The organism is Loigolactobacillus bifermentans DSM 20003 (assembly GCF_001434575.1).
GTDB classification, from domain to species: domain Bacteria; phylum Bacillota; class Bacilli; order Lactobacillales; family Lactobacillaceae; genus Loigolactobacillus; species Loigolactobacillus bifermentans.
The window spans coordinates 1-11,742 of sequence record NZ_AZDA01000128.1; the positions used below are offsets into that span (position 1 = coordinate 1).

The 11,742-nt window shown below is 44.9% G+C and carries 11 protein-coding genes; 2 read left to right on the top strand and 9 right to left on the bottom strand.

Annotated elements, in window-relative coordinates; genetic code table 11:
• Window positions 1–896: 896 nt before the first annotated feature.
• Entirely contained in the window at window positions 897–1,628 is a 732-nt protein-coding gene (locus tag FC07_RS13260) for a Fic family protein (RefSeq protein ID WP_057905572.1), read from the top strand.
• Between the two features lie 136 nt (window positions 1,629–1,764).
• Here the strand turns inward: FC07_RS13260 and FC07_RS13265 are convergent, their stop codons facing one another.
• The 5 genes from FC07_RS13265 to FC07_RS13285 all read right to left on the bottom strand — a co-directional run bounded on the left by FC07_RS13265 (window position 1,765) and on the right by FC07_RS13285 (window position 4,760).
• Complete coding sequence (locus FC07_RS13265; RefSeq protein ID WP_057905573.1) at window positions 1,765–2,280, bottom strand: flavodoxin; 516 nt, start codon at window positions 2,278–2,280, stop codon at window positions 1,765–1,767.
• On the bottom strand, window positions 2,267–2,590 hold the full coding sequence (locus FC07_RS13270) for a carboxymuconolactone decarboxylase family protein (RefSeq protein ID WP_057905574.1): 324 nt from the start codon (window positions 2,588–2,590) through the stop codon (window positions 2,267–2,269). Before FC07_RS13270 ends, FC07_RS13265 begins: the two co-directional genes overlap by 14 nt.
• Before the next feature lies 1 nt (window position 2,591).
• Complete coding sequence (locus FC07_RS13275) at window positions 2,592–2,984, bottom strand: cupin domain-containing protein (RefSeq protein WP_057905575.1); 393 nt, start codon at window positions 2,982–2,984, stop codon at window positions 2,592–2,594.
• Window positions 2,985–2,995: 11 nt separating this feature from the next.
• Window positions 2,996–3,745 (bottom strand): SDR family oxidoreductase, encoded by a 750-nt coding sequence (locus tag FC07_RS13280; protein ID WP_162255884.1) that lies wholly within the window; start codon window positions 3,743–3,745, stop codon window positions 2,996–2,998.
• A gap of 130 nt (window positions 3,746–3,875) precedes the next feature.
• On the bottom strand, window positions 3,876–4,760 hold the full coding sequence (locus FC07_RS13285) for a LysR family transcriptional regulator (protein ID WP_057905576.1): 885 nt from the start codon (window positions 4,758–4,760) through the stop codon (window positions 3,876–3,878).
• Window positions 4,761–5,009: 249 nt separating this feature from the next.
• Between FC07_RS13285 and FC07_RS13290 the strand changes: the two genes are divergently transcribed.
• Window positions 5,010–6,794, top strand: a complete 1,785-nt coding sequence (locus FC07_RS13290) for a GGDEF domain-containing protein (RefSeq protein ID WP_057905577.1) — start codon at window positions 5,010–5,012, stop codon at window positions 6,792–6,794.
• Window positions 6,795–6,889: 95 nt separating this feature from the next.
• Here FC07_RS13290 and FC07_RS13295 read toward each other — a convergent pair whose 3' ends face one another.
• The 4 genes from FC07_RS13295 to FC07_RS13310 all read right to left on the bottom strand — a co-directional run bounded on the left by FC07_RS13295 (window position 6,890) and on the right by FC07_RS13310 (window position 11,699).
• Entirely contained in the window at window positions 6,890–8,362 is a 1,473-nt protein-coding gene (locus FC07_RS13295; protein ID WP_057905578.1) for an ABC transporter substrate-binding protein/permease, read from the bottom strand.
• A 174-nt stretch (window positions 8,363–8,536) separates the two neighbouring features.
• Complete coding sequence (locus tag FC07_RS13300; protein ID WP_057905610.1) at window positions 8,537–9,910, bottom strand: NAD-dependent succinate-semialdehyde dehydrogenase; 1,374 nt, start codon at window positions 9,908–9,910, stop codon at window positions 8,537–8,539.
• Between the two features lie 260 nt (window positions 9,911–10,170).
• Window positions 10,171–10,839, bottom strand: coding sequence for a DUF6198 family protein (locus tag FC07_RS13305; protein ID WP_057905579.1), 669 nt, complete (start codon window positions 10,837–10,839; stop codon window positions 10,171–10,173).
• Between the two features lie 17 nt (window positions 10,840–10,856).
• Window positions 10,857–11,699, bottom strand: a complete 843-nt coding sequence (locus tag FC07_RS13310) for an aldo/keto reductase (RefSeq protein WP_057905580.1) — start codon at window positions 11,697–11,699, stop codon at window positions 10,857–10,859.
• Between the last annotated feature and the right edge of the window lie 43 nt (window positions 11,700–11,742).

An 11,742-nucleotide genomic window follows, 5' to 3' on the forward strand; every position in this document is an offset into this window, starting at 1 on the left:
TTCGTCGAAACTTTGTTCAGTTTTCAAAGGTCTACCAAAGCTGATAAACAGCTTTTCAAGTGTATCAGATAAGCTATATCCTTGTCAAGAACTTTTTTAAATTAATGAATGTTTATGCAGTTATTAATTTGTTTCGTTCAATTGACAACTTTTATATCTTATCAAAATGATTTGTTGTCGTCAAGGACTTTTTGAAACACATTTGAATGAATCAAGCTGTGTTGGTGCGTCTTTTTGACAACAGAGACTATCTTATCAGCAATTACAGCATTCGTCAACTACCATTTCAGATTCATTTTCAGGTTTAAAATCAGCATCAATCTTCGGCTTCTTAAGATTACAATTGCATAATAATCATTTTTTCGACTAATTAGTCATTCCCACTCAGTCATTTTATGAACAAAATGATGTAATGAGAGCCAATTGTTCGCTTATAGTGCCTATTTCCCACAAATTTTATGCGATCAATTTGCTTTTCGACACAAACCCTGAGCTGTTTCTACTATAATATAGTTCAAATTTAATTCGGCCTCTGTGATCTACAGGTTTACCCTAACTTTTTTTAACCATTTCAGCAATAATGTAATCGATTTCAGTAAATTCCCTTATTAGCAAGATTTGCATAACTATTTTCAAAATAAAATCTATTAAAAGAACTCATATCTGATTGTTTTTTAGCACTAACAAACTTTATTTAGATTGACGCTGTTTTTAAATTGTTTAATACTTAAGATGGTTCCTGTTTAATGTGTTGGTACTGGCAAGCTAACCACTTGATCAGCCTGCGCCCAGGAAGAAAATAATACTTCTATCTGACTAATGGCTAAGGCATATTCATTCAACTCAAATTTAAAATTTCTGACGCTATTAGTAGATGGCTTTGAGGAGGAAATACAATGATCAAACTTGTCAGTGAGCTTATTCAGCAACGTGATGCCCAGACACCTGGAAGTTTATATTATTGGACTCAGATTCTATTTTCGTACAATAGTAATCACCTGGAAGGGACACAACTTACACAGGACCAAACCCAAGAACTTTTTGAAACTGGCCGGCTCACCACCACAACCAGTATCAAATTCGATGACGCATTGGAAACAGCAAATCATTTTCGTGCCTTTGACCAGATTTTGAATACGATTGATGATCCATTGTCAAAACAATATATTTTTGACTTACATCAGATTTTAAAAGGTGGCACGAGCCAAGACTGGGATCCCCGCTATAATGTTGGAGGCTTCAAACGCGAGGCCAAAATGCTTACCGGTCAACAACTTTCGACATCGGCAGCCGAGGCGCCTGACCAAACGATCCACCTGTTCTGTGAATGGAACCGGCATCAGTATACAGACTTGGCCGATTTCGCAGCCTTTCATAAGCGATTTGAAGTGATCCATCCCTTTAGCGATGGTAGTGGCCGCATTGGCCGTTTATTGCTTTTCAAAGAACTATGTCGTTGTGGTCAAATGCCATTTTTCATTTCAAGCGACCGACACACTGACTATTTAGACGCACTGGCTGCTTATACAGCTGATCCAGGCCAATTACGTCACTTATTTGCCACTGAACAGCAAGCTTATACGCAGGCTGTTTTACAATTAAACGCCCTAGAAACAACGTCGAAATAGCCTTAACAACGAACAAAATAACTTTTGATTAAATTTTGTATTCATTCATGTTATAATGACATTGTCAAATCGCGTAATCATGTTCCTGTGTGGCTTAACCACCCACACCAATAAGCCACTCCCTGATAGGGGTGGCTTATTTTTTGAGCCAATGTTGAATAGCACGTTGCGCGCACCAAGCGTTGGTGCCACGAATGGCCAGTCCTGGTTGCAGCTCAGCGGCTGGTACCAGTTGTTTAAGCTCGCTGATCGTGCTGCCAAAGTGACTGCCTTCATGCGTACAAAATGGGGTTAGTGTCACTTGCAAAGCATACTGCTGTTTTAAAAAGGTCACCACTGGCCGTGGTAAATGCCCCCACCATACTGGAAAGCCTAAGTAGAGTTGGGTCACTTGACCTAAGGATTGCGGTAACGGCTTTAATGCCGGTAATTGTTGTTGCTGTAATTCCTGTTGTGTGCGTTGTAAAACCGTTTTGTAGGCCGTTTCATAGGCCCTGACCGGTTGAAGCGCCACTAACGGTCGTTGCAAGGCCACTGCAATTTGACGAGCCACCAACAGGGTATTGCCTTGATTTAGAAATTGGCAGGTGCCACCATACAAATTTTCGCCGGGCCTTGAAAAATAGACAACTGCCGCTTTAGGCCTGGCCATAAGTTTGCTTGACCAAGTCAAAGGCAGACCAAGCTTTCGGCCAACCCGTGTAAAAAGCCAGCTGGGTCACTAAAGCGACGATTTCCGTTTGCGTCACACCGTTGGCCTGCGCCATTTTCAAATGTGCTTTTAGTTGCGGAAATAACCCTTGGGCTATTAAGGCGGCACATGTGATCAAGCTCCGATCGCGTGCCGATAATTCATCTGTTTTAGCCCACACTTCCCCAAAAAGCACATCATCGTTTAAGGCGGCAAATTGTGGGGCCAGGTCACCTAATTGTTGGCGACCTGCTGTTTGTTTTTTCACCATTTTAATCCTCCAGTGCTTGATACTGTTCATCGCTAACTGGTTCTAGCCATTCAGGCGTTCCAGTTGTGATTGCCACATGGCTAAACCAACTATCCTTCGTTGCACCGTGCCAATGTTTGACACCATCATGGGTCACAACCACGTCGCCGGGCTTTAAGTGGCGTGCTGGTTGCCCAGCTTCTTGGTACCAGCCTTCACCAGCTGTCACTAACAAGATCTGATACCCTTGATGATGAATGTGCCAATTATTACGACACCCCGGTTCAAACGTCACTTGTCCAACGCCAATATTGACTTCTGGGTCAGCCACTAAGTTTTGTAAATAACTTTGCCCAACAAAAAATTGTTGGTAAGTCTCATTTTTCGGCCCTTTTGGAAAAATACTTGTCATCATAGATCACCTTTCTATGCTTGTTTTGTCGGATAAACGGTCATGTCGCTGACGCTCATATCTGCTGGCTGATCGACTGCAAAGTTCACCACTCGGGCAATGGCCTCAGGGGAAATGCCCACTGCTTGGTAAAGTTGTGTCATCCCTTTTAGCGTGGCCTCGTCAGTAATGGTTTGCAGTAATTCCGTATTGATTGCAGCTGGATACACCGTCGTCGTGCGGATATTGGTGCCTTCGGTGGCACTTTCTTGACGGATCACTTCCATTAAATTTCGAACTGCAAATTTTGTAGCACCATAAACCCCAGCACCAGGAAATGATTTCAAGCCAGCCACAGATGACGTGGTAATGATCTGTCCTGCTTTTTGAGCGGTGAAAATCGGCATTACCGCGGCGACCCCATTCAATACCCCTTTCAAATTAATGTCGATCATGTCATCCCATTCTTGTAAATGTAAAGCGCTGATCGGCGCACTTGGCATAATGCCCGCATTATTAAAGATCACATCGACGCCACCAAATTCTGCCTGGGCCAGCGCGACTAAAGCCTGTACCTCTGCTAAATGCCGCACATCTGTGACGCGATAGGCTGCCTGCCCACCTGCTTGTTGGATCGTTGCCGTAAGCGCGGCTAATTTGTCGGCACGGCGCGCACCGAGTACGACATTGGCGCCGTTTTGTGCCAATAGCTGTGCCGTAGCGGCGCCGATCCCACTGGAAGCGCCTGTGATCACAATCGTTTTATGTTGAATCGTCAGTTTCATCAAGTCCTTTCTTCTTGCTAAGCAAGCTTAGTGTAACGCGCTGAAACTGATACGAAAAATACCTAAATCGTATCTGATCATGCCTAAAAAGCATAAAAAAATACCAAGCTTATTTTGCGTAAGCTTGGTATTAATGTTCAAATGCGGTTTTAAACCGCTGGATATAATCGGAAACCAGCGGCGTCAACACCCGATTTTTGCGCCAAACCAGGACACAATGGGTGGTCACGGCTGGCGCCAACGGTACAAAGCGCAACACATCAGGGTCCAGGTTGTGGGTGACGCCTTCAATGGCCAAGGCGCTGGCCACTTGGCGTTCAATTAAGGCCAGTGAGTTAAACATCAAATTGTAGTGCCCTACGATTTGCGGCGGTGGATTTTCACCTTGCCACTGTTGTAACATGGCCTGTACTTCTGGTCGTGGCGAAAGCATCAGCGGGATACCACTTAGATCTGCTGGTCGGATCACCGGCTGCTGGGCTAAAAATGAGCTGGTGGCCGTCAGCAGTCCCCATTTTTCAACGCGCGGGAGTTGCAACGTAAAATATTTTGCCGTATCGATCGGTTCAATCATAATCGCCACATCTAATAGGCCTTTATCCAGCCGTTCTCCGATCAGCGCACCATCGCCGGTGTAAATTGAAAACGTCACTTCTGGATAGTCTTGCGTCAGCTCTTCCAGCAACATCGCCATGGTATCCGAATTGTCCGCTTCCACACACCCGATATGAATCGTCCCACGCATCACGGTTTGTTGACGATCAACAAAGCTCTGTTGCGTTTGCTGGGTCAACGCTAAAATTTCTTCAGCGCGACTTTTTAAAAATAACCCAGCTTCCGTTAAGATCAAACGTTGATGCCGCCGTTCAAACAGTGGCGCCCCCAGTTGCTGTTCGAGTTCTTTTAATTGCCGACTGATCGTCGGCTGGGTTACATGTAGCCGCTGAGCTGCTGCTGAAACGGTTCCTGCATCAGCCACCGTCCAAAAATATTGTAACAAACGCATTTCAAGCATCGCGCCACCTCTTTCTCCTTTTATTGTAGGTGAATTTGTAACGCCACGCAAAATAAAATAGACGAAATAATTGCGATTTCGTCTATCTATCTGGAAGTCCAATATAAAAACATGCCTTAACCATAGTATAACAAAAATATTTTTTAGCGCAACATATTCTTTTGAATATTTCTATCTTTGCTTATTGCGTTCGCATGGCCTATCATAACCCATATAAGTCGTTTTTAATTCATGAAATGAGCTGATCAAATGATGCAGATCCACACGCTCCCTTTATTCACCTGGGCCATGCAGTTGGTCCTAGCCTTTCTTTTAATTCTTGGATTCATTCAAGTTTATCAGTATATCGGGCGACGAACATGGTCCGTTAATATCACAACTGGCTTGCGGCTAGGCTTTACCTTAAGTTTAGGCCTTGGCTTGATGCACGTTGCGGCATCACTCACCCTAACGACAACCCTTTACGCTAACGCCGGCCTTTTCGTTTTAACCTTACCGTTATTCGATACTCGGTCGACCAATTGGGGCTACGGCTGTCAAGCATTGGGATTGCTAGGCATCTGGTTACGCTACCACACACCAAATTCCCTGGTTGCCACACTGACGTTGATCCTGCTCCTAGGTGGTTTATGGGGGATACGTCTGATCCACCTATCCCCACGGCAACGCTTATTTGTGGAAGCCCTGGTAACATTGCTCTTTGGCACCATTTTTTGGTGCTTGCGTCCTCATTGGCAAGGGGCTGTGGCAGCCTGGCTGATGTTTGTGATCATGACAGGCGCAACCATGAGCTACTGGTTTTTCGTGCAACACCGTAAACTGGTGGCTAACGTGGCACTTGACCCCCTGACCGGTGCGAAAAACTACGGCGCCTTTGAACAAGAACTCCAAGCTGCTTTTGGAACTGCCCAACAGCGCCAACAACCCCTCACACTGGTCATGTTAGATATTGATTATTTTAAAAATATCAATGACACTTACGGCCACCTTGCTGGCGATCAAATCTTGACAGATTTCACAGCTGCGCTGCAACAGCAGTTAGCAACGGCCGGCTTTCAACACGTGCTCTACCGAACTGGCGGCGAGGAATTCAACGTTATTTTAGCTGGGCAAAGCGTTACCGATAGTCGCCCATTGATTGCTGAGTTTTGGCAAAAGATCCGTAACACCACGTTTACTTATGATGACCAACCCATTAATTTTACAATTTCAGTGGGGATGACCCAACTGCGCCCCACGGACACCCAGGTCCGCGCCTTATATAAACGGGCCGACCGTTATCTTTACCAATCAAAACACGAAGGCCGCGATGCCATCACGATTGAAGGCACCTCACACTATAGCATGCGCCACAATTCGTTGGTTGCCACCTATGCGTTTTTCACCCAGGCTGTTTTGGATTTTGAAAAAGATCAATCGATTCGCAATGAGCTGTTAATGCGGGTGTATTACCCTGAGCGTGGTAAATGGCTACGACCGCTGGACTTTAACATGGCCGTTAGTGACCAGATTGCGCTGATGCGGCGCACCATTGCACATTCCACCATTAAATCGGTGGCGCTTAATTTAACGCCACAACAATTTCGGAATGAAGCAGTGGCCACCGAACTGATTCAGTTTAACCGCCAGTTGCGCTTTCAAAATCAAACGGATGCCGGCGAACGTTTGGTATTAGAAATCACCCACGCGCCCGATCTGACCACCATGCAACGGATGAGCCAGATCTATCACGCTGGGCACATCAAACTCACCATGGATAGCGTCGGCACCATCAACGCTTACGAGCAAGTCGCCCCATTGCTCCCTTACTTAGATTATTTGAAATTTTCGGTCCAACGGCTAGATGATGCCCAACGCCGCACGGAAGGCTTAACCTTGATCAAGTTTTGGAAACAAGTCGCGGATGACCACCATCTCATGTTTATTGTAGAAGGCGTTGAAACGGACGCTGATCTAAGCACTTTAAAACAAATTGGCGTCCGCTATGCGCAAGGCTATTACTTTGGCGAACCTGTTTTACCACGGATGACTTAACTCAAAAAAGAGACAAACTCACATTTCTCAATTGAGAAATGGCGTTTGTCTCCATTCTGGACAACTTCCGCAATTGGAAGTTGTTTTTTATTGACTTAATTTGATTTTGCTAACCGATGTTCGAATACGGCCAACAACCGTGAAATCCCGAAAGTCAATACGAAGTAGATCAATGACGCAAACATCAATGGTGAAAATGGCTTGAAGCTAGCGCCTTGCACCACGCCGGTTTCAAACATCAATTCGCCGACCCCGATCACTGATACCACTGAGGAGTCTTTCAATACCGTGATAAATTCATTGCCTAGCGCTGGCAAAATGTTTTTAATGGCTTGCGGTAAGACCACGTAACGCATGCTGCTGGTTTGACTGAGCCCTAAGGAACGCGCAGCTTCCAGCTGGCCTGGCTTCACCGAGCCGATCCCAGAACGAATAATTTCAGCCACATAAGCCCCAGAGTTCAGCGACACGGCAATCATACTTGAAACCAAGGCTGACAACCCTAGGCCTAACATTTGGGCCCCGAAGAACGCGATAAATACTTGGATCAGTAACGGTGTCCCCCGAATGAACTCGATATAAACAATGGCAATGGACTTCAGCAATAGGTTTTTACCACGTTTCATAAAGGCTAACAGTGTCCCGAGGATCACCCCGAAGAAAACCCCTACAATGGCAATCGCTACCGTATACAAGGTCCCCTTAACAAAGTAACTGCCATACTGTTGAAAGAAGCCTTGCTTTTGAAACATCAACGCATTGGCTTCTTGCTTATATTGCGTCATTAAATGTTTTTTGTTCACTGTGGTAATGGTCTTGTTGATCTGTGCCGTTAAAGCCGGCGCATCTTTTGGTAAGGCCACTGCTGTTGGCTTAGTCGAATTCGCAAATGTGGTTTTCGTGATCGTAAAATCTTTGTTCTTTTGGACATAAGCATCTGCCACTGGTTTTTCCATCACAACGGCTTTTAATTTATTGTTTTGCAGGTCTAACACTAAATCGGTGGTTTTTTGCAAAGAAGTGACTTTCGCACCAAACAATTCTTTTTGGGCTAGTTCTTCTTGAGTGGTTTGCTTTTGTGCCCCCACTGCTACGCCGTTGTAATCAGCAGACGTTTTGAACTTGCTGGCATCTTCCTTTTTCGCAAGTACCACTTGTTTAACGTACAAGTAAGGCTTGGAGAACGTCACTTGCTTGGCCCGTTCAGGTGTTTCCGACATCCCCGAAATGATCATATCGATCTTGCCGGTTTTCAAAGCACCTAATAAGGCATCAAAGCCCATTTCATTGACCTTCAGCTCCACGCCCATATCCTTGGCGATCTTTTTGGCTAGGCTAATATCAAACCCAACGATCTCATCTTTCCCTTTAATGGTTTGGTGAAATTCGTAAGGCGGGTAGTCTGCCGACAACCCCACCGTAATATAGCCTTGCTTTTTAATTTTCTTTAAGTGGCTATCTGTTACCGTAGCGGCCTGCGTTGACGTTGTGGTTAACGCGGACCAACCGACAAATGGCGCAAACAGTAATATGGTCAACATCAACCATTTCATGAATTTCGATTTCATTTTAACACCCGCTCTTTTTTATTATTAGGGGTATTATACATGTAAAAATATTTTTATGCAATATAAAGCCAAAAATAATTAAAAATAGTCTATTTTATACATTTATGCTGTATAAAATAATCAATTTATGTAAAAAAAGAAGAGGTCACGTTGACCTCTCCTGCAAAAAATCAATTATTTTTCAGCTGCGTTGATCACTAAATGCTCATTGACAAAGGCATTAAAGCCCAATGCACTTAATTCACGGCCATAACCGGAATTCTTCACACCGCCAAATGGCAATTCTGGCAAACTCATCCAGTAAGCATTGACAAACGTCATCCCCGCTTCGATTTGTTCAGCCACTTTTTGTGCGTGTTCTGGGTTGCTTGAGATCACAGAGCTGCCTAAACCATAGCTAGAGTCATTAGCCAAAGCAATGGCTTCTGCTTCATTAGCAACTTTGTAAACTTGCGCGACTGGGCCAAAGATCTCAGTGTTATAAGCAGGGTTATCCTTCTTAATATCCGTTAAGATCGTCGGTTGGATAAACTGGCCTGGTAAGTCAACGGTTTCATTACCATAAACCAGCGTTGCGCCACCAGCAATGGCTTGGTCGATTTGCGATTGCACTTTGACCTTGGCCTTAGCAGATGATAGTGGGGCTAAGGTTGTGGCTGGGTCCAATGGGTCACCCGGCTTAACAGCGGCAAAGGCTTCTTTCAAGATTACGATAAATTTATCGTAATCTTGTTCCAAAACAATAAAGCGCTTGGATGATGTGCAAACTTGACCAGCGTTATAAAGGCGTGCTTGTGGGGTGATTTCTTTAACCAGATCCCAGTCTGCATCGTCTAAAATCACAAAGGCATCATTGCCGCCAAGTTCCATGGTAGACTTCTTTAAATACTTCCCAGCCGCTGCCGCAACGGAACTACCGCCGCGTTCAGAGCCTGTCAAAGCAACCCCACTTACACGTGGGTCGGCAATGGCTTTTTCAACTTGGTCATAGCTAATAAACAAGTTGGTCAAGCTGCCAGCAGGTGCGCCGGCTTCGAGGACTAGATCCGCAAAAGCTTTGGCGGACGTTGGGCAAATGGAAGCATCCTTTAAAATCATGGGATTCCCCACCATAAAGTTTGGGGCAAAAACCCGCACGATCTGGTACAGTGGGAAATTCCAAGGTTCAACGGCGACTAAAACACCAGTGGCTTGCTTCACATAGTAAGCTTTACCGGCAGCAGTGTCTAACGGCACTGGCTGTAGAAAGTTTTCAGCTTGGTCGGCATAATAGTCGGCAATATCGGCACATAGGTCGACCTCGCCTTCAGATTCACCAATGAGTTTGCCCATATCCTGGGTCATGATCTTCGCCAATTCTGCTTTGTGTTCGCGTAATGCTGAAGCGATTTTGTGCAAGATCGGTTTACGTGTTGCGGCGGGTTCCTGCCGCCATTGGTGGTATAATGCTGCGCTAGTTGTCAGAACTTCTTCTAACTCAGCATCGGTTGCATTGTTGTATGACTTAAGAACCTCATTTGTGTAGGGATAAATTGTTTGATAGGCCATTGGTAAAATTCCTCCTTCATAAGATGTGAGTTCATTATAAGCGCTTTCCTCATTTAAGACAACCAAAATCATAATGTTTTTTAAATTGGTATAGTTTGTGATTAAAGACGCATATACGCCAAACATTTAAATTTCTTCGATTAAATTACAAATGGTATACGGTAGCACTGGGAACGGTTAAAAATGAAAAACAAAGTAACTGATGAACAAAAAAACTTTTTGTAAATAAATTTTAAAGCCGAAAATTTCATGAATGTTTTTCAACGATGGGCGACTACGTCCACATGTTGTTTCAGGCTGGTGAAAATATGATGATCCGCCCAAGCCACGATAGATCCCTGTACCAATAAGGCCACCACGGTCCCATAACCAATCGCATCAAGTCTTTTGAGCCAGAATCCGCAAAATACCAATAATAACAATGGTGGGATGTAGCTGGCCCACTGTCCAAAGGTCGCTGAACCGTTTAAATATTTAAAGCGGATAATGTAGGCCAGATCATCAGTTGGGTGCAAAATCAAGTTTGCGCGCTGGTAAATAGACCCGCCTGTGCCAACGATCACAATGCCCAAAGTATCCAAAATCAGGCGCACAGGTAAGTTCAGCTGCCCCACCCCGAGCCATTGCCAAAACACGGTAAATGCTGCGACTAAATAGCTAAACGGCAGCGTGAACAAAATATTTGAGATCAAACGACGCCGGTCAAAATGGCCTAGTAGTAACTGATTAAGCACTGTGACCGCAATGCCAAAGACAAACAAAGTATTGCCTAACTGGGCATGAAACACGTGGGCTAAATTCACAGTGGTCCCAGTCCAAACCGCACTGCCTAAATGCGTTGCGATTGCCAGCGCATTGCCAGCGCCTAATAAAAATAGCGCAATTAACAAAAAATAAAACCGTTGTTTAAAATCAACTAAATGAAACACGACGACACAACCTTTATCTAAATAACATCCAAGCCTTGCTTGCGCGTTGGGGCTGGATAGTCTTGTTCTAATTGGTGAATCTCAGCTGCACTTAACGTCAGCTGTAACGCGGCTAAGTTGGCTTGCATGTGTGCTGGTTGGCCTGCTTTGGGAATCGTGAGGTAGCCTTGTTGTAAGGTCCACGCCAACATCACTTGTTGCACGCTAACCCCTTTAGCCGCTGCTAAAGCTTTTAAAGCTGGTTTCACCTGGAAGAAATCGCCATGCTCGGACCCAAACGGCGCATAGCCAATAAATGCGATTTGGCGCTGTTGTTGCCAAGGCAACACTGAAAATTCCACGCCACGGCTGCCTAAATTGTACAAGTCTTCGTTGGCAAAGCAATGGCGGCCATTTTCAGTGGTCCACAATTCTTGCAAATCCACTAAGTCAAAATTGGACACGCCCCAATGGCGAATGTAACCGGCTTGCTGAAGTTGTTCCAAGCCTGTCACCGTTTCCTGCAGTGGGGTATTGCCCCGCCAATGTAGCAAATACAAGTCTAAATAATCAGTGCCTAAACGCTTTAAACTGGCGGTTAAGCTTTTCTTCATTAAAGCAGGCGTGGCGTGATGGGGATAAAACTTGGAAATCAAGAAAACATTGTCCCGTTGGACGTCACGTAAGGCCCGGCCAACCAAGATTTCTGCCCGGCCTTCGCCGTACATTTCGGCGGTGTCGATCACATTGATGCCACCTTGTAACCCCAGTTTTAACGCCGCTAATTCTTGTTCTGTTTGCTGTTGATTGCCTTCACCTAAATGCCAAGTGCCTAGGCCTAAAGCTGAAACTTGTTCGGTGCCAAATTGAATTTGTCGCATGACTTGCCCTTCTTCCCAGTTTTAGTTTCATCATAGCACTGTC